19 protein-coding genes are annotated in these 17,260 nt (G+C 72.9%); 10 read left to right on the top strand and 9 right to left on the bottom strand.

Translation table 11 applies throughout. The annotated features are described in order from the left end of the window. Nucleotides 1-61 precede the first annotated feature (61 nt). Nucleotides 62-1,252, bottom strand: coding sequence for a glycogen synthase (gene glgA, locus AB1207_RS18790; protein ID WP_367639927.1), 1,191 nt, complete (start codon nucleotides 1,250-1,252; stop codon nucleotides 62-64). A gap of 90 nt (nucleotides 1,253-1,342) precedes the next feature. Between glgA and glgC the strand changes: the two genes are divergently transcribed. The 3 genes from glgC to serB are packed head-to-tail and all read left to right on the top strand — an operon-like array spanning nucleotide 1,343 to nucleotide 4,677. Then, entirely contained in the window at nucleotides 1,343-2,587 is a 1,245-nt protein-coding gene (glgC, locus tag AB1207_RS18785) for a glucose-1-phosphate adenylyltransferase (protein WP_367639953.1), read from the top strand. Next, nucleotides 2,584-3,408, top strand: coding sequence for an LLM class F420-dependent oxidoreductase (locus tag AB1207_RS18780; protein ID WP_367639926.1), 825 nt, complete (start codon nucleotides 2,584-2,586; stop codon nucleotides 3,406-3,408). Before glgC ends, AB1207_RS18780 begins: the two co-directional genes overlap by 4 nt. A 51-nt stretch (nucleotides 3,409-3,459) precedes the next feature. Continuing rightward, entirely contained in the window at nucleotides 3,460-4,677 is a 1,218-nt protein-coding gene (gene serB / locus AB1207_RS18775; protein WP_367639925.1) for a phosphoserine phosphatase SerB, read from the top strand. A 135-nt stretch (nucleotides 4,678-4,812) separates the two neighbouring features. On the opposite strand, the gene AB1207_RS18770 is transcribed toward serB, so the two are convergent. Further along, entirely contained in the window at nucleotides 4,813-5,562 is a 750-nt protein-coding gene (locus AB1207_RS18770) for an SDR family oxidoreductase (protein ID WP_367639924.1), read from the bottom strand. A gap of 70 nt (nucleotides 5,563-5,632) precedes the next feature. On the opposite strand from AB1207_RS18770, the gene AB1207_RS18765 reads away from it, so the two are divergent. The 4 genes from AB1207_RS18765 (at nucleotide 5,633) to AB1207_RS18750 (ending at nucleotide 8,302) form a co-directional block, all read left to right on the top strand. Further along, nucleotides 5,633-6,064 carry a DUF3099 domain-containing protein gene (locus AB1207_RS18765; RefSeq protein WP_367639923.1) on the top strand — a complete coding sequence of 144 codons (432 nt, stop codon included), beginning with the start codon at nucleotides 5,633-5,635 and terminating at the stop codon, nucleotides 6,062-6,064. A 157-nt stretch (nucleotides 6,065-6,221) separates the two neighbouring features. Next, nucleotides 6,222-6,443 carry a hypothetical protein gene (locus AB1207_RS18760; protein WP_367639952.1) on the top strand — a complete coding sequence of 74 codons (222 nt, stop codon included), beginning with the start codon at nucleotides 6,222-6,224 and terminating at the stop codon, nucleotides 6,441-6,443. After that, complete coding sequence (locus AB1207_RS18755; RefSeq protein WP_367639922.1) at nucleotides 6,440-7,429, top strand: SURF1 family cytochrome oxidase biogenesis protein; 990 nt, start codon at nucleotides 6,440-6,442, stop codon at nucleotides 7,427-7,429. Before AB1207_RS18760 ends, AB1207_RS18755 begins: the two co-directional genes overlap by 4 nt. Before the next feature lie 120 nt (nucleotides 7,430-7,549). Next, nucleotides 7,550-8,302, top strand: a complete 753-nt coding sequence (locus tag AB1207_RS18750) for an SDR family oxidoreductase (RefSeq protein ID WP_367639921.1) — start codon at nucleotides 7,550-7,552, stop codon at nucleotides 8,300-8,302. A gap of 52 nt (nucleotides 8,303-8,354) precedes the next feature. Here AB1207_RS18750 and AB1207_RS18745 read toward each other — a convergent pair whose 3' ends face one another. The 7 genes from AB1207_RS18745 to AB1207_RS18715 all read right to left on the bottom strand — a co-directional run bounded on the left by AB1207_RS18745 (nucleotide 8,355) and on the right by AB1207_RS18715 (nucleotide 15,066). Next, the gene (locus AB1207_RS18745; RefSeq protein WP_367639920.1) at nucleotides 8,355-8,573 is read right to left on the bottom strand and encodes a helix-turn-helix domain-containing protein; all 219 of its coding nucleotides are present in this window, start codon (nucleotides 8,571-8,573) and stop codon (nucleotides 8,355-8,357) included. Nucleotides 8,574-8,787: 214 nt separating this feature from the next. Next, nucleotides 8,788-10,386, bottom strand: coding sequence for a ribosomal protection-like ABC-F family protein (abc-f, locus tag AB1207_RS18740; RefSeq protein WP_367639919.1), 1,599 nt, complete (start codon nucleotides 10,384-10,386; stop codon nucleotides 8,788-8,790). 120 nt (nucleotides 10,387-10,506) lie between these two features. Next, complete coding sequence (locus AB1207_RS18735) at nucleotides 10,507-10,860, bottom strand: metal-sulfur cluster assembly factor (protein WP_367639918.1); 354 nt, start codon at nucleotides 10,858-10,860, stop codon at nucleotides 10,507-10,509. Between the two features lie 14 nt (nucleotides 10,861-10,874). Beyond that, the gene (gene sufC, locus AB1207_RS18730; RefSeq protein ID WP_367639917.1) at nucleotides 10,875-11,633 is read right to left on the bottom strand and encodes a Fe-S cluster assembly ATPase SufC; all 759 of its coding nucleotides are present in this window, start codon (nucleotides 11,631-11,633) and stop codon (nucleotides 10,875-10,877) included. Beyond that, nucleotides 11,634-12,884 carry a Fe-S cluster assembly protein SufD gene (gene sufD, locus AB1207_RS18725; RefSeq protein WP_367639916.1) on the bottom strand — a complete coding sequence of 417 codons (1,251 nt, stop codon included), beginning with the start codon at nucleotides 12,882-12,884 and terminating at the stop codon, nucleotides 11,634-11,636. Further along, nucleotides 12,884-14,308 (bottom strand): Fe-S cluster assembly protein SufB, encoded by a 1,425-nt coding sequence (gene sufB / locus AB1207_RS18720; protein ID WP_367639951.1) that lies wholly within the window; start codon nucleotides 14,306-14,308, stop codon nucleotides 12,884-12,886. Before sufB ends, sufD begins: the two co-directional genes overlap by 1 nt. 8 nt (nucleotides 14,309-14,316) lie before the next feature. Beyond that, nucleotides 14,317-15,066: a helix-turn-helix transcriptional regulator gene (locus tag AB1207_RS18715; RefSeq protein WP_367639915.1), complete on the bottom strand. Its 750-nt coding sequence runs from the start codon at nucleotides 15,064-15,066 to the stop codon at nucleotides 14,317-14,319. A gap of 150 nt (nucleotides 15,067-15,216) precedes the next feature. Here AB1207_RS18715 and AB1207_RS18710 point away from each other — a divergent pair, with 150 nt between their 5' ends. The 3 genes from AB1207_RS18710 to AB1207_RS18700 are packed head-to-tail and all read left to right on the top strand — an operon-like array spanning nucleotide 15,217 to nucleotide 17,238. Beyond that, complete coding sequence (locus tag AB1207_RS18710) at nucleotides 15,217-16,179, top strand: ABC transporter ATP-binding protein (RefSeq protein ID WP_367639914.1); 963 nt, start codon at nucleotides 15,217-15,219, stop codon at nucleotides 16,177-16,179. Then, entirely contained in the window at nucleotides 16,176-16,949 is a 774-nt protein-coding gene (locus AB1207_RS18705) for an ABC transporter permease (RefSeq protein ID WP_367639913.1), read from the top strand. Before AB1207_RS18710 ends, AB1207_RS18705 begins: the two co-directional genes overlap by 4 nt. A 16-nt stretch (nucleotides 16,950-16,965) precedes the next feature. After that, complete coding sequence (locus tag AB1207_RS18700) at nucleotides 16,966-17,238, top strand: hypothetical protein (RefSeq protein WP_367639912.1); 273 nt, start codon at nucleotides 16,966-16,968, stop codon at nucleotides 17,236-17,238. Nucleotides 17,239-17,260: the final 22 nt, after the last annotated feature.

Raw genomic sequence — 17,260 nt, 5'->3', positions numbered from 1 at the left:
ACCTCACCGCGGGTCACATGAGCCCATCACGACGGCCGATCGCCGCCCTGGGACGGGCCGGTCACACGACCGAGCGGTAGACCTCCAGCGTCCGCTCGGCGATGGCGTCCCAGGAGAACTGCTCGACCGCGCGGGTGCGGCCCGCGGCGCCGAACGCGCGCGCCCGGTCAGGGTCGGACACGGCCTCGGTGAGGGTGGCGGCCAGGTCGGCGACGAAGCGGTCGGGGTCGACGGGGGCGCCGGTGCCGTCGGTGACCTGCTCGATGGGCACGAGCCAGCCGGTGACGCCGTCCTCGACGACCTCGGGGATGCCGCCGGTCGCGGTGCCGACGACCGCCGCGCCGCAGGCCATGGCCTCGAGGTTGACGATGCCGAGGGGTTCGTACACCGACGGGCAGACGAACACGGTGGCCTGCGAGAGGTGCTCGAGCAGTTCGGCCCGCGAGAGGTGGCGCTCAAGCCACACCACCCCGTCGCGGGTGCGCTGCAGCTCCTCGACGAGCCCGGCGACCTCGGCGGCGATCTCGGGGGTGTCCGGAGCGCCGGCGCACAGGACGAGCTGGACCTCCGGCGGCAGCTGCACGGCGGCGCGCAGCAGGTGCGGCAGGCCCTTCTGCCGGGTGATGCGCCCCACGAAGACGACGCTGGGGCGGTCGGGGTCGACGCCGTTGGCCCGCACCAGGTCCCGGCCCTCGACGCGTTCCCACTGCGCGGCGTCGATGCCGTTGTGGACGACGTGGACGCGCGCGGGGTCCAGCGCCGGGTAGGAGCGCAGGATGTCCGCCCGCATGCCGGCACTCACGGCGACGACGGCGGCCGCGGCCTCGAAGGCGGTCCGCTCGGCCCAGGAGGACACCCGGTACCCGCCGCCGAGCTGCTCCGCCTTCCACGGCCGCAACGGTTCCAGGCTGTGCGCGGTCACGACGTGCGGGACGCCGTGCAGCAGGGACGCCAGGTGCCCGGCCATGTTCGCGTACCAGGTGTGCGAGTGGACCAGGTCGGCCCCGGCGGCGCCGGCGGCCATCGCCAGGTCCACCCCGAGGGTGCGCAGGGCGGCGTTGGCCCCCTCCAGCGTCGCCGGTTCGGGGTAGGCCGTCGCGTCGGGCTCGGTGCGCGGGGCACCGAAGCAGCGCACCTGCACCTGCGGCCCGTCCGGCACGGCGCGCAGGGCGCGGACCAGCTCCTCGACGTGGACGCCTGCGCCGCCGTAGATCTCCGGCGGGTACTCCTTGGTGAGCAGGTCGACACGCATCGCACGTCCTTCCCGGAAACCGCGCCGCAGAAGCGCTTCAGCCGCCGTGTTGAGCCCAGTGATGGGCAAGCCAGGGTACTGGGCCCTAGTCTGCCCCTCGTGGCCACACCGAACGTCCTCGCAATCGTCCTCGCCGGCGGGGAGGGCAAGCGGCTCATGCCACTCACCGCCGACCGGGCCAAACCCGCCGTGCCCTTCGGCGGCACCTACCGGCTCATCGACTTCGCACTGTCGAACCTCGTCAACGCCGCCTACCGCAAGATCGTCGTGCTGACCCAGTACAAGTCGCACAGCCTCGACCGGCACATCTCCCAGAACTGGCGGATGTCGAACCTCTTCGGCTCCTACATCGCCTCGGTCCCGGCCCAGCAGCGCGTGGGCCAGCGCTGGTACCTCGGCTCGGCCGACGCCATCTACCAGTCCCTCAACCTCATCCACGACGAGCGCCCCGACATCGTCGTCGTCGTCGGCGCCGACCACGTGTACCGCATGGACTTCTCCCAGATGGTCGACGCCCACATCGCCTCGGGCTCGCCGTGCACGGTGGCCGCCATCCGCCAGCCCATCTCCCTGGCCGACCAGTTCGGGGTCATCCAGACCGAGCAGGGCTCCTCCCGCATCGCCGAGTTCCTCGAGAAGCCGAAGAACCCCCAGGGCCTGGACGACTCACCGCACGAGGTCCTGGCCTCGATGGGCAACTACGTCTTCGACGCCGACGCCCTCGTCGACGCCGTCACCCGCGACGCCGAGCGGGAGGACTCCAAGCACGACATGGGCGGGGACATCGTCCCGGACTTCGTCGGCCGGGGCCTGGCGTCGGTGTACGACTTCAAGGACAACGAGGTCCCCGGGGCCACCGACCGCGACCGCGCCTACTGGCGCGACGTCGGGACCCTGGACGCCTACTTCGAGGCGCAGATGGACCTCATCTCGGTCCTGCCGGTCTTCAACCTCTACAACTACGAGTGGCCCATCGTCGCGGCGCAGGACTTCTACCCGCCGGCGAAGTTCGTGCACGGCTGGCAAGGCACCTACGGCCACGCCGTGAACTCCATCATCAGCCAGGGGACCGTCGTCTCCGGTGCGCTGGTGGAGAAGTCGATCGTCTCCCCCAACGTGCGCCTGGACTCCTGGGCCCACGTGTCGGAGTCCGTCCTCATGGACGGCGTCTCCGTCGGCCGGCACGCCGTGGTCCAGCGCGCCATCGTCGACAAGTTCGTCACCATCCCCGACGACACCCGCATCGGGGTGGACGCCGAGGAGGACCGCGCCCGGGGTTTCCACGTCACCCCCTCGGGCATCACCGTCGTCGGGAAGGGACAGACCATCTCGTGAGCACCACCCCCAGCACCACCCCCGAGGTCCGCGACGACAGCCGGCCCGCCCGCATCGGGATCCAGCTGCAGCCCCAGCACGCCCAGTACCCCGCGATCCGCGCCGCCGCCGCGAGGGTGGAGGAGATGGGCGCGGACATCGCGTTCAACTGGGACCACTTCTACCCGCTGTACGGCGAACCCGAGGGCCTGCACTTCGAGTGCTGGACGATGCTCGCCGCCTGGGCCGAGGCCACCAGCCGCATCGAGATCGGCGCACTGGTCTCGTGCAACTCCTACCGCAACCCCGAACTGCTCGCGGACATGGCCCGCACCGTGGACCACATCTCCGCGCACGACGCGGGGACCGGCCGCCTCGTCCTGGGCATCGGCTCGGGCTGGTTCGAGAAGGACTACGACGAGTACGGCTACGAGTTCGGCACCGCCGGCGGCCGCCTCGACAAGCTGCGCGACGACCTGCCGCGCATCGAGTCCCGGCTGGGCGCGCTCAACCCCGCCCCCACCCGCAAGATCCCCGTCCTCATCGGCGGCGGCGGGGAGAAGAAGACGTTGCGCCTCGTCGCCAAGCACGCCGACATCTGGCACACCTTCGGTGACGTCGAGACGTTCACCCGCAAGTCCGCCGTCCTCGACGAGCGCTGCGCCGAGATCGGCCGCGACCCCGGCGAGATCGAGCGCTCCGTGGGCGTGGAGACCGTGCAGGACGCCGAGACGATGTTCGCGGCCGGCGCCCGGCTGTTCACCATCGGCGTCGGCGGCCCGGACTACGACACCGCCGTCCTGGCCGACCTGCTCGCCTGGCGCGACGACAAGAACGCCTGACCCCACCCGCAGCGAGGCGGCGCCCGGAACCCTCCCGGTAGGGTTCCGGGCGTGCCCACGCCGCCCTCGGACACCACCGCCCCGGATCCCGTGCTCGTCACCGTCACGGGGCCGGACCGTCCCGGGGTCACCTCGGCGTTGTTCGCCGCCCTGGAACCCACCGGCGCCCACGTGCTCGACGTCGAGCAGGTCGTCGTCGGCGGGGTGCTGACGCTGTCGGTGCTGACGACCCACGGCGACGCCGTGCGGGCCACCGTCGCGGCGCTGGACCTGGAGGGTCTGGAGATCCGCTGCACCGCACCGCAGGAGCCGGTCGTCGACCGCCCCCGTCGGTTGCACGTCACCCTGCTCGGCGCCCCGCTGCTGCCCGCGGCCGTGGCCCGCGTCACGACGGTCCTGGCCCAGGCCGGCGCGAACGTCGACCGCATCCGGCGCATGTCGGCCGAACCCGTCACGAGCGTCGAACTCGACGTCTCCACCCACGGCAGTCCCGCCGACGTCCTGGCCCTGCGCCGCACCCTGGCCGTCGAGGCCGGCCGGCACGGTCTGGACGCGGCCGTCTCCCCCGCCGGGCTGGCGCGTATGGGCCGCCGCCTCGTCGTCATGGACGTCGACTCGACGCTCATCCAGCAGGAGGTCATCGAACTCCTCGCCGCCCACGCCGGCCGCGAGACCGAGGTCGCCGCCGTCACCGAGCGGGCCATGCGGGGCGAGATCGACTTCGCCGCCTCCCTGCGCGAGCGGGTCGCCTGCCTGGAAGGGCTCGACGTGTCCGTCGTGGAGTCCGTCCGCGCGGCCGTGGAACTCACCCCCGGTGCGCGGACCCTGTGCCGGACGCTGCACCGGCTGGGGTTCACCCTCGCCCTGGTCTCCGGGGGTTTCCTGGAGGTCGTGGGCCCGCTGGCCGCCGACCTCGGCATCGCCCACGTGCGGGCCAACCGCCTGCAGGTCGTCCACGGCCGGTTCACCGGCCGCGTCCTGGGGCCCGTCGTCGACCGCGCCGCCAAGGCCACGGCCCTGCGGGAGTTCGCCGCCGCCGAGGGTCTGCCCCTGCACCGCACCGTCGCCATCGGCGACGGCGCCAACGACCTCGACATGATCGGTGCGGCCGGGCTGGGCATCGCCTTCAACGCCAAACCCGTCGTGCGCGAGCAGGCCGACGCCGCGCTCAACGTGCCCTACCTCGACGCGGTGCTGCCGCTGCTGGGCATCACGCGCGAGGACGTCGAGGACGCCGACCTGGCCGACGAGGTCCTCGGCCGGGGCTGAGCCCCCGCAGGACTGGTCAGCCCTGCCGCAGCGCCCACGTCGACAGCAGCGCCAGGGCCGCGATGCAGGCGATCATCACGGCCCCGAGCACGGCCAGCTTTCGGCCCCCCGAGGGCCCGCCGGAGGGGTCGGGCACTAGTGCCCCATCCCCAGACCGCCGTCGACCGGCAGCACCGCACCGTTGACGTAGCCCGCGTCGGCCAGGAAGAGCGCGGCCTGCGCGACGTCGGCGGCGTCACCGAAGCGGCCGGCGGGGATCTGTCCCTTGTACTGCGCCTGCGTCGCCTCCGGCAGTTCCCGCGTCATGTCCGTGTCGATGAACCCCGGCGCGATGACGTTGGCGGTGATGCCGCGGCTGCCGAGCTCGCGGGCGATGGAGCGGGCCAGCCCGACCATGCCGGACTTGCTGGCCGCGTAGTTCGTCTGCCCCGGCGAGCCGTACATCCCGACGACGCTGGACATGAAGATGATCCGGCCGCGCTTGGCGCGGACCATGCCGCGCACGGCCCGGCGGGCGACCCGCCAGGCACCGGCGAGGTTGGCGTCCAGGACGGTGTCGAACTCCTCGTCGCTCATCCGCATGAGCAGCTGGTCGCGGTTGGTGCCGGCGTTCGCCACGAGCACCTCCACCGCACCCTGCTCGGCCTCCACGGCCGCGAACGCCGCGTCCAGCGACGCCGGGTCGGTCACGTCGGCGCGGACGCCGAAGAAGCCGGCGGGCGGCTCCCCCGAGCGGTACGTGACGGCCACCCGGTCCCCGGCGGCCGCGAAGGCCCGCGCGACGGACAGGCCGATGCCGCGGTTGCCGCCGGTCACCAGGACGCTGCGGGGTGCCCGGGCGGCGGTGGCCCCGGTCGTGTCGGTGCGGTCGCTCGTGGAGGTCACGGCGGGGAACGTAACGCATCCCACGTCCGCTCCGGTGGGCGCCCCACGGGGGCGGGCTTACCGTTGAGCGGTGCACGACCAGCGCAGTCACCAGTCGCACAACCCCTCCCGTCCCGGCCCCGCGCCCCAGCACGGTCACCAGCACGAGGAGACCTTCCGGATCACCGCGGCGCCGACGTCGCACACCGACGACCTCGGTGTGCGCTACCGCAAGTACGTCGTCTCGATGCTCATCCGCACGGCCTGCTTCCTGTGCTTCGCCTTCATCGACCACTGGACCCGCTGGCTCTTCATCGCCGGCGCGATCTTCCTGCCCTACGTCGCCGTGGTCCTGGCCAACGCGGGCCGGGAGTCGCGCGGCCCCGCGCCGGACTCCTTCGACGTCTCCCCGCAGGCGCCGCGGGCACCGCAGGACCTGCCCGCGCTGGAGGCGAAGATCACGCACGTGTGGTCGCCGAACGACCCCGGGCCCTCCGGGCCCGAGCAGCGCCCCGGGGTGTGAGGCCCCGCCGCGAGGACACGACCGCGGGACACCTCTGCGACACGTCCCGGCCGACCGCCGTTCACGGGTTGGACAGCCGCCCCCGCGGTGCGAGACTGGCGACGTGGAACCTCGCGTGGAGCTCCGGGGAACGACCCACCACTCGTCCTGGGCGGCGGTGACCTCCCTGCACGAACCACCGTCCGACCTCGTCTGCAGCGCTCGCGGCTGCACCCACCAGGCCGACTTCGGCCTGCTGTGGAACAACCCCAGCCTCCACACGCCGGAACGTCGCAAGACGTGGCTGGCGTGCGGGGACCACCGCGAGCACCTCAGCCAGTTCCTCGGGACGAGGGGCTTCCTGCGCGAGGTCGTCGAAGTGGCACAGTTGAGAGCGTGACGGGAGCAGGCGTGCGGGACCTTCGGCCGTCCGGTCCAGGGGTCCTGCGCCTGCTGCGCGAACCGCGGTGGCTGCGCGGGCTGGCCCTGGCCGTCCTCGTCGCCCTCGTCTGCTGCGCGCTGGGCCGATGGCAGTGGCACCGCCGCGAGGAGCGGCTGGCCGCGAACGCGCCCCTGGTCCAGAACTACGACCGCCCGGCCGCACCCGTCGGCTCGGCCCTGCCCGAGGGTGCGCAGGTGGCCGACTCAGCCGTGTGGACGCCGGTGCAGGTCACCGGCACCTACGACCCCGACGCCACCGTCCTGGTGCGCAACCGCCCTCGTGACGACCAGTTCGGCTACGAGGTCCTCGTCCCCCTCGTGCAGTCCGACGGCACCGCCCTGCTCGTGGACCGCGGCTGGCTGCCCGCCGGGGACGACTCCGCCGAGCGGCCCGACACCGTCCCGGCCCCGCCGCAGGGCGAGGTGACCGTCGTCGCCCGGCTGCGGCCGTGGGAGGACGACAAGCGCGGCCGTGTGCCCGCCGGGCAGGTGACGTCCATCGCCCGCGACAGCGTCACCGCCGCCGTCGACCAGGCCGTCGACGACCCGCCGCGCCTGCTGGGTGGGTACGCGCTGCTGGCGTCGGAGACGCCCGCCTCCGGCGTGGAGCCGACGGACGTGCCCCTGCCCGCCGAGCGCCCCGCCGTGGACGAGGGACCGCACCTGGCCTACACCGTGCAGTGGTTCGGGTTCGCGCTGACCGCGCTCGTCGTGTGGGTCGTGGCGGGGCGCCGGGAGCTGCAGTCCCGCGCGGACGCCGACGCGGACGCCGAGGCCGGGTCCTCGGCCGACGGGGTGCAGCAGGGCGCCCCGCGCGGCCCGGGGCCGGACCCCGTTGCGGCGCAGCCGGTCCCTGCGGCGCTCCCCCGGCGCCGGCGTCGGCGCGAGGGGCTCGACGAGGCCGCCGAGGACGCGGAACTGGACGCGCGCGTCGACCACCGGTAGGCCGTTCAGGCCGCCGCACCTCGACCTCGGCGCGGTGCCGCCGCCGACCGAAGTTCGCCCGTTCGGGTGTACCGGATCATGCTGTGTGTCTCATCGGCCACTCTGCGCAACAATGGGCGCATGGACTTGGGCCTCAGTGACCGCGTGTACATCGTCTCCGGTGCGTCCACCGGTCTCGGCCTGGCCTGCGCGAGGGTGCTCGCCGACGAGGGCGGGCTGCTGGTGCTGCACGCGGCGGACGAGGACGAACTGGCCGCGGTGGCCCCCACCATCGGCGACCCCAGCCGGATGCTGCTCGTCCCCGGCGACATCTCCGACCCCGGCACCGAGACCCGCCTCGTCGCCGCCGCCAACGCCCGCTTCGGCCGTCTGGACGGCGCCGTCATCTCCTGCGGGGCCCCGCCCACCTCGACCGTCCTGGAGGCCGCGGACGGCGCGTGGCGCGAAGCCTTCGAGTCCAGCCTGCTGGGGCCGCTGCGGCTGGCCCGTTCCGTCGGGAAGGCCGCCACGGGCGAGGGGGCGTCGATGGTCCTGCTGCTGTCGAGCACCGCGCGCAGCCCCGTGATGGACGCCGGCGTCGCCAACGGGCTGCGGCCGGGCCTGGCCATGGCGGCCAAGGCCCTCGCCGACGAGCTCGGCCCACGCGGTGTCCGCATCAACAACCTGCTCGCCGGGCACGTCGACGCGAGCTCACCGCTGGAGTTCGAGGACCCCACCGACCTGGCCGCGGACCTGCTGGAGACCATCCCGCTGCGCCGCGCCGGTCTGCCGGACGAGTTCGCCCGGGCCGCGGTCTTCCTGCTCTCCCCCGCCGCCAGCTACATCACCGGAGCGTCGCTGCTGGTCGACGGCGGGACCGACCGGTCGCTGTGAACCGCCCCTCGGCGCCGGGGCCCTGACCCCCGGCGCCGCGAGCGGACCTGCGTCAGCCCTGGCGGGCCTTGCCGCGCGTCGCGCCGCCCCTGCTGCGCAGGGTGACGTCGTTCTCGCTGAGCAGCCGGTGCACGAACCCGTAGGACCGTCCCGTCTCCTCGGCGAGGGCACGGATGCTCTTGCCCTCCGCGTAGCCCTTGGACAGCTCTCCGGCGAGCTGCTCCCGCTCGGACCCGCTCAACCGGGTGCCCCGCTTGATCGTCTCGGTCACCTCGCGCTCCTCCCGTGCCCCTCGTGTCCGCCGTGGCGTGGCCGACCTCCCAGACCCCCTCCATGGTCACCACTGGGGGCCGTCCTGGCCAGTCGAAGCCGCGTCGCTCCACCGGGCGGCGCAGCGCCCGAACCGCGCCGTCCAGGCCTCTCACCAGCAGGAACGTTTCAGGAGTGCACTCCAGGGCGGACCCGCGGACGGGCGCCGCGCCCGGTCAGGCGAGCGCCACCAGCTCCGCGTAGCCGGCGTTCCACAGGTCCTCGACACCGTCGGGCAGGAGGACCACGCGCTCGGGCCCCAGGGCCTCCACGGCACCCTCGTCGTGCGTCACCAGCACGACGGCACCCTCGTAGTGCTTGAGGGCGTCGAGGATCTCCGCGCGCGAGGCCGGGTCGAGGTTGTTCGTCGGCTCGTCCAGGAGCAGGACGTTGGCGCTGGAGACGACGAGCGTGGCCAGGGCCAGGCGCGTCTTCTCCCCGCCGGACAGCACCCCGGCGGGCTTGTCGACGTCGTCGCCGGAGAACAGGAACGAGCCCAGGACCGTCCGGACCCGGGTGTCGTCGAGGTCCGGGGACGCCGAGCGCATGTTCTCCAGGACCGTGCGGTCGTGGTCGAGCGTCTCGTGCTCCTGGGCGTAGTAGCCCACCTTCAGCCCGTGCCCGGGGACGATCTGGCCGGTGTCGGGGTCCTCGACACCACCGAGCATGCGCAGCAGCGTCGTCTTGCCGGCGCCGTTGAGGCCGAGGATGACGACGCGGCTGCCGCGGTCGATGGCCAGGTCGACGGAGGTGAAGATCTCCAGCGAACCGTACGACTTCGACAGGCCTTCGGCCATGAGCGGCGTTTTGCCGCACGGCGCGGGCTTGGGGAACCGCAGCTTGGCGACCTTGTCCTGGACGCGGACGTCCTCGAGGCCGTCCAGGAGCCGCTCGGCGCGCTTGGCCATGTTCTGCGCCGCGACGGCCTTCGTGGCCTTGGCGCCCATCTTGGCGGCCTGGGCCAGCAGGGTCCCAGCCTTCTTCTCGGCGTTGGCGCGTTCGCGCTGGCGGCGCTTCTCGTCGGTCTCGCGCTGCTTGAGGTAGTTCTTCCACCCGACGTTGTAGAGGTCGATGGTGGCGCGGTTGGCGTCGAGGTGGAAGACGCGGTTGACGACGACCTCGAGCAGCTCGACGTCGTGGCTGATGACGATGAGGCCGCCCGCGTAGTTCTTCAGGTGCTCGCGCAGCCAGGTGATCGAGTCGGCGTCCAGGTGGTTCGTCGGCTCGTCCAGCAGCAGCGTCTCGCTGGCGGAGAACAGGATCCGGGCCAGCTCCACGCGCCGGCGCTGACCACCGGACAGCGTCTTGAGCTGCTGGGTCAGGATCCGCTCGGGCAGGTTGAGGTTGGCGCAGATGCGCGCCGCCTCGCTCTCGGCGGTGTACCCGCCGAGCGCCTCGAACCGCGCGTCGAGCTTGGTGTAGCGGTCCATCGCACGGTCCCGGACCTTCGGGTCGTCGCTGGCCATGTCGGCCTCGGCCCGGCGCAGCTTGGTCACGACGGCGTCCAGACCGCGGGCGGCCAGGATCCGGTCGCGCGCGAGCATCTCGGGGTCCCCGGCGCGCGGGTCCTGCGGCAGGTAGCCGATCTCCCCCGAGCGGGTCACCGTCCCGGAGGCGGGCTGCCCCTCACCGGCGAGGACCTTGGTCAGCGTGGTCTTGCCCGCCCCGTTGCGGCCGACCAGGCCGATGCGGTCACCCGCGGCGACCCGGAAGTTCACCCCCTCCATCAACAGGCGCGCGCCTGCGCGGAGTTCGATGTCGGTGGCGACGATCACGGGGGCAGCTCACAGGGACTCGGGTCGGGCGGGAGGCCGGGCCAGTCTACGAGCCGACCGGCGGAGGCAGGACGGGCGAAGGCCCCCGGACGCTCGTCCGGGGGCCTTCGCACGGCAGGGTCAGACGTTGAACCCCAGGGCGCGGAGCTGGTCACGACCGTCGTCGGTGATCTTCTCCATGCCCCACGGCGGCATCCACACCCAGTTGATGCGGTGGTCGGCCACGACGTCGGCCAGGGCCTGGGCCGTCTGGTCCTCCAGGACGTCGGTCAGCGGGCAGGCCGCGCTGGTCAGCGTCATGTCGATCGTGGCGACGTTGTCGTCCGAGACGGTCAGCCCGTAGACGAGGCCGAGGTCGACGATGTTGACCCCGAGCTCGGGGTCGATGACGTCCTTGAGGGCCTCCTCGACGTCGGCCAGCGCCGCCGGGGTCGGACCGCTCGCAGCGCCCGCCGGTGTGGTGGTGTCGGTCACGGTCGCTCAGCTCCTCAGGCGGGGGTGAGGAACCGGTCGTACCCGGTCTCCTCGAGGGAATCGGCCAGCTCCGGGCCGCCCTGCTCGGCGACCTTGCCGTTCACGAAGACGTGGACGAAGTCGGGCTTGATGTACCGCAGGATGCGCGTGTAGTGCGTGATGAGCAGCACGCCCGGGGACACGGCGGACAACGACCGGTTGACGCCCTCCGAGACGATCTTCAGCGCGTCGACGTCGAGGCCGGAGTCGGTCTCGTCGAGGATCGCGAACTTCGGCTTGAGCAGCTCCATCTGGAGGATCTCGTGTCGCTTCTTCTCGCCGCCGGAGAAGTGCTCGTTGACGTTGCGCTCGGCGAAGGAGGGGTCCATCCGCAGGTCGTCCATCGCCTGCTTGACGTCCTTGACCCACGTGCGCAGCTTCGGCGCCTCGCCGTCGATCGCGGTCTTGGCGGTGCGCAGGAAGTTCGAGACCGTCACGCCGGGGACCTCGACCGGGTACTGCATGGCGAGGAACATGCCGGCGCGGGCGCGCTCGTCGACGCTCATGGCGAGGACGTCCTCGCCGTCGAGCGTCACGGTGCCGCCGGTGACGGTGTACTTGGGGTGCCCGGCGATGGAGTACGCCAGGGTCGACTTGCCGGACCCGTTGGGGCCCATGACGGCGTGGACCTCGCCGGAGGCGATGGTCAGGTCGACCCCGCGCAGGATCTCCTTGACGGAACCGTCCGCCTCGTCGACCGTCACGTGCAGGTCGCGGATCTCCAGGGTGGACATTCAGTTCTCCTCAACGGGCTGGGCGGCAGGGGCGGCGGTGGGGTCCTCGGCCAGCCGGCCCTCGATCGTGGTCATGAGTCGCTGCGACACCTCGGGGATGCCGATCTTGTCGACGATGCTGGCGAAGAACCCGCGCACGACGAGGCGGCGGGCCTCCTCCTCGCTGATCCCGCGCGACTGCAGGTAGAAGAGCTGCTCGTCGTCGAACCGGCCCGTGGCGCTGGCGTGGCCGGCGCCGACGATCTCGCCGGTCTCGATCTCCAGGTTCGGCACCGAGTCGGCGCGCGCCCCGTCGGTCAGGACGAGGTTCCGGTTCAGCTCGTACGTCTCGGTGCCCTCGGCGGTGGCGCGGATGAGCACGTCACCGATCCACACCGCGTGGGCGTCGGCACCCTGCAGGGCGCCCTTGTACTCGACGTAGCTGCGGCAGTTCACGGCCGTGTGGTCGACGAACTGGCGGTGCTCGGAGTGCTGGCCGGACCCCGCGAAGTACACGCCGAGCGCCGTGGCCGATCCGCCGGGGGCGGCGTAGGCGATGTTCGCCGAGACGCGGACGGCCTTGCCGCCCAGGGTGACGACGATGTGGCGCACCTGCGCGTCGCGGCCGACGCGGACGTCGTGCTGGCCGACGTGCAGCGCGTCCTCGTCCCACTCCTGCAGGCTGACGACGGTCAGTTCCGAGCCGTCGCCGGCGCGGACCTCGACGTTGCCGCGGTGGGCGCCGGACCCGACGTGCGAGAGCACGACCAAGGCCTTGGCGTGGTGCCCGGTCTCCACGACGAGGTGGCCCTCGCTCGTGCGGCCGGCCTGCCCGCGCACCGTGACGAGCACGGGCTCGGTGAGCTCGGCCTCGGCCGGGATGCGGACGACGTGCGCGACGTCGGTGGCGTTCCACGACGCGGCGGCCACGCGGTCACCGGGCACGAACGCCGTCCCGGCCCCGACCTCGGCCGGGGTGCCGGTGAGGTGCTCGACACCGGCGGGCGCGCTGACCTCGACGGAGGCCGAGTTCCCCGCGGCGCGCTCGGAGACCTCGAACAGCGGCGCGAGCTCGCGCAGCGGGGAGAACTTCCACTCCTCCTCCCGGCCCGTGGGGACCGGGAAGTCGGCGACGTCGAACGACGTGGCCCGCGCCGCGCGCGAGGCCTCGGGCACGACGGGCCCGCCGTGCGTGTGCGCCCCGGAGGTGTCCCCCGCGCCGGAGCGGGTGCCCGGCGCGGAGGCGGTGGTCTCTTCGTTGACCAGGGTCATCAGCCGACGGCCCCTTCCATCTGCAGCTCGATCAGGCGGTTCAGTTCCAGCGCGTACTCCATGGGCAGCTCGCGCGCGACGGGCTCGATGAACCCGCGCACGATCATCGCCATGGCCTCGTCCTCGGCCATGCCGCGGCTCATGAGGTAGAAGAGCTGGTCGTCGGAGACCTTCGAGACCGTGGCCTCGTGCCCCATGACGACGTCGTCCTCGCGGATGTCGTTGTAGGGGTAGGTGTCCGACCGGGAGATCGTGTCGACGAGCAGCGCGTCGCAACGCACCGTCGAGGCCGAGTGGTGCGCGCCCTCGAGGACCTGGATGAGGCCGCGGTAGGACGTACGGCCACCGCCGCGGGCGATCGACTTGGAGACGATCGAGCTCGCGGTGTGGGGCGCGGCGTGCACCATCTTCGCGCCGGCGTCCTGGTGCTGGCCCTCACCGGCCATGGCGATCGAGAGGGTCTCGCCCTTGGCGTGCTCGCCCATGAGGTAGACGGCCGGGTACTTCATCGTGACCTTGGACCCGATGTTCCCGTCGATCCACTCCATGGTCGCGCCCTCGGCGGCCGTGGCGCGCTTGGTGACCAGGTTGTAGACGTTGTTCGACCAGTTCTGGATGGTCGTGTACCGCACGCGGGCGTTCTTCTTCACGACGATCTCGACGACCGCGGAGTGCAGCGAGTCCGACTGGTAGATCGGCGCGGTGCAGCCCTCGACGTAGTGCACGTAGGAGCCCTCGTCGGCGATGATCAGCGTCCGCTCGAACTGGCCCATGTTCTCGGTGTTGATCCGGAAGTAGGCCTGCAGCGGGATGTCGACGTGGACGCCCTTGGGGACGTAGATGAACGACCCGCCGGACCACACGGCCGTGTTGAGCGAGGCGAACTTGTTGTCCCCGACGGGGATGACGGTGCCGAAGTACTCCTTGAAGAGCTCCTCGTGCTCACGCAGCCCGGTGTCGGTGTCGACGAAGATGACGCCCTTCTCCTCCAGGTCCTCGCGGATCTGGTGGTAGACGACCTCGGACTCGTACTGGGCCGCGACGCCGGCGATGAGGCGCTGCTTCTCTGCCTCGGGGATCCCGAGCCGGTCGTACGTGTTCTTGATGTCCTCGGGCAGGTCGTCCCAGCTGGTCGCCTGCTTCTCCGTGGACCGCACGAAGTACTTGATGTTCTCGAAGTCGATCCCGGTGAGGTCCGAACCCCAGTCCGGCATCGGCTTGCGGCCGAACAGGCGCAGGGCCTTCAGGCGCAGCGCGAGCATCCACTCGGGCTCGTCCTTCAACGCCGAGATGTTGCGCACGACGTCCTCGGACAGGCCGCGACGGGCGGTGGAGCCGGCGGTGTCGGAGTCCGACCAGCCGTACTGGTACTTGCCCAGGCCCTCGAGCTCGGGCGGACCCGCGGTGGTGGGGGTCTCGGACACGGTGTCGGTCACAGTCGTCGTCCTTCCGTGGCGTGCTGGTCGTGGTGCTGCGGTTCGTGCCGGGGTTCGTGCTGGGGGGCTTGCTGGTGGAGCGCTTCGAGGGGGACGTAGGTGGTGCAGACGTGGTCCCCGCGGGCCAGGGTCGCCAGGCGCTGGACACGCGTGCCCAGGACGGTCTCGAACGTCCGGCGCTCGGCCTCGCACAGCTGCGGGAACGCCTCGGCGACCTTCTGCACGGGACAGTGCCCCTGGCACAACTGGACGCCCTCGGCCGCTGTTCCCTGGGCCACCGGCCGGGTGCTGGCCGAGAAGCCCTGGTCGGCCAGCGCCTTGACGAGCGCGTCGACCCGCTCGGGCAGCGGTCCGTCGAGGCCGGCGAGGGACTCCTCCAGGCCGGCGAACCGGCGGCGGGCGAAGTCGGTCACCGCCTCCGGGCCCAGGGCGTCGGAGAGGTACTGCAGGGCCGTGAGCGCCAGCTCGTCGTAGCCGGAGGGGAGGTCGTCGTGACCTGCCGACCCGACGACGTACTCCTTGGCGGGGCGGCCGCGGCCGCGACGGGCGTCGGGACGGGGGTCCCTGGCCTCGAGGTCGCCGTCGGCGACCATCGCCTCGAGGTGGCGACGGACGGCGGGGCCGGTGAGGCCGAGGACCTCGGCGATGCGGGCCGCGCTGACGGGGCCGAGCTCGGCGACCGTGGTGCGGACGCGCGTGCGGGTGCGGGCCTCCTCGCCGCCGGCGGCGGGCAGGGTGGGGCCCACCGGGACGGCTCGGCCGCCCGGTGAGGGTGTCCTCACCATTTCCACAACGTCCATGTTACCTAATTGGACCACCAGGTTGTCCACCGGGTCGGCACCACCCCCCGCCGAGCGGTCCAGCGCGCTACTACCGCCCTCGTAGACTCCTCCCTCGTGGCGCTCGGCTCCCCCTCACCCGCGACGGCGACGGACGGCAGCGCAGCCGCGGCCGTCGAGGTCCGCGACCTGCGCAAGGCCTTCGGCGCCGGCCCCGCCGTCCTGGACGGCCTGTCCTTCTCCGCCGCGCGCGGTCGCGTCACGGCGGTGCTCGGCCCCAACGGCGCCGGCAAGACGACCACCGTCGCGATCTGCGAGGGGTTGCAGCGCGCCGACTCCGGCACCGTCCGCGTGCTGGGCCTGGACCCCGTCGCCGACGCCGCCGCCCTGCGGCCGCGCGTGGGGGTGATGCTGCAGGACGGCGGGTTGCCCACCGGCGTCTCGGCCCGCGAGGCCCTGGCCCACGTCGCCGCCCTGCACACCGACCCCCTCGACCTGACCGCCCTGTCCCTACGCCTGGGCCTGACGTCCTTCGCCCGGACCCGCGTGCGCCGGTTGTCCGGCGGTCAGCGGCAGCGGCTGGCGATGGCGTGCGCCCTCGTCGGCCGCCCGGAGGTCGTGTTCCTCGACGAGCCGAGCGCCGGTCTGGACCCGCAGGCCCGGCTGGCCGTCTGGGACGTGGTGCGGGAGGTGCGGGCGGCCGGCGTGGCCGTCGTCCTCACCACGCACCTGATGGAGGAGGCCGAACGCCTCGCCGACGACGTGGTGGTCGTCGACCACGGGCGCGTCGTCGCGACCGGCACCCCCGACGAGCTCACGTCCGGGCCGGCGTCCCTGACCTTCCGCTCCCGCCCCGGCCTGCCGACGCAGGACCTCGCGCGCGCCCTGCCCGTGGGGGCCGACGTCAGCGAGGCCGAGCCCGGTCGCTACGCGGTGTCCGGAGTGGACGTCGACCCGCGGGTCGTCGCCACGGTGACGAACTGGTGCGCCACGCACGACGTGCTGGCCGAGGGCATCGGCCCCGTCCGCAAGACCCTCGAGGACGTCTTCCTCGACCTGACCGGGAGGACCCTGCGGTGAGCGCGTCCCTGACGAAGCCCGCGGGCGGGCTCGACTTCACCCCCGGCGGGTCCTCGGCCCCCTTCGCCCGGCGCGTCCTGCGCCAGGCCCGCTTCGAGGCGACGATCGCCCTGCGCAACGGTGAGCAGCTGCTGCTGACGCTCCTGCTTCCCGCCCTCGTCCTCGTCGGGGTCAGCCGCGTGACCTCCCTCGACCTCGGGCCCGGCGACCGTCCCGCCCTCGCGCTCGGCGGGGTCGTGGCGCTCGCCGTTGTCTCGACGGCGTTCACGGGGCAGGCCATCGCCACCGGGTTCGACCGCCGCAACGGCGTCCTGCGGCTGCTGGCGACGTCCCCCCTGGGGCGCGGCGGGTTGCTGGCCGGGAAGGTGCTGGCCGTGCTCGGCCTCGTCGTCGTGCAGGTCGTCGTGCTCGGCGCCCTCGCCACCGCGCTCGGGTGGTCACCGTCGGGCCGGCTGCTCGTCGCGGTGCCGGCGCTGCTGCTGGGTGTCGCGGCCTTCACCGCCCTGGGCCTGCTGCTGGCGGGCACGGTGCGGGCCGAGGGGACGCTGGCCGTCGCCAACTTCGTCTGGGTGCTGCTCCTCGCCGGGGGCGGTCTGGTGCTGCCCTCACCCCTGTCCCCCGTGACCGACCTGCTGCCCTCCGGTGCGCTCGGGACCGCGGTCCGGGAAGCCCTGGGGTCGGGGACCTTCGCGGTCGGCCCGCTCATCGTGCTCCTCGTCTGGGCGGTCGCGTGCAGCCTGGCGTGCGCACGGTGGTTCCGCTGGGAGTGAGCGCGGGGCCGACCCGGTGAACGCCGCCGTCCTCGGTCTCGGCGTCCTCGCCCTCGGGGTGCTCGTCGTGCTGCTCGCGCTGTGCCTCGCCCTCGGCGGACGGCGACGGACCCCCGCCACCCTCGGCTGCGCGCTCGCCGGGGCGGCACTTCTCGTCGTGTGGCTCCTCCTGACCGTCCGCGGCGCCGGTGCGGGTGGAACCGTCTACTCCGCGAGCGCGTGGTGGGCCGTGGCGGTCGTCGCCGCCCTGGCCTCCCTCGCTCTCACCCTGCGGAACCGCCGACGCTGACCCGGGTGACCGCGTCGACGCG

Source organism: Kineococcus endophyticus, from assembly GCF_040796495.1.
In the GTDB taxonomy this organism is placed as follows: Bacteria; Actinomycetota; Actinomycetes; order Actinomycetales; family Kineococcaceae; genus Kineococcus; species Kineococcus endophyticus.
This window is presented reverse-complemented; position numbering and strand designations above follow the sequence as displayed.

What these genes read in the sequence shown, in the direction of transcription:
- glgA (WP_367639927.1), bottom strand. Translation starts at nt 1,252, where the DNA reads ATGCGTGTCGACCTGCTCACCAAGGAGTACCCGCCGGAGATCTACGGC.
- sufC (WP_367639917.1), bottom strand. Translation starts at nt 11,633, where the DNA reads ATGTCCACCCTGGAGATCCGCGACCTGCACGTGACGGTCGACGAGGCG.
- sufD (WP_367639916.1), bottom strand. Translation starts at nt 12,884, where the DNA reads ATGACCCTGGTCAACGAAGAGACCACCGCCTCCGCGCCGGGCACCCGC.
- AB1207_RS18750 (WP_367639921.1), top strand. Translation starts at nt 7,550, where the DNA reads ATGGACTTGGGCCTCAGTGACCGCGTGTACATCGTCTCCGGTGCGTCC.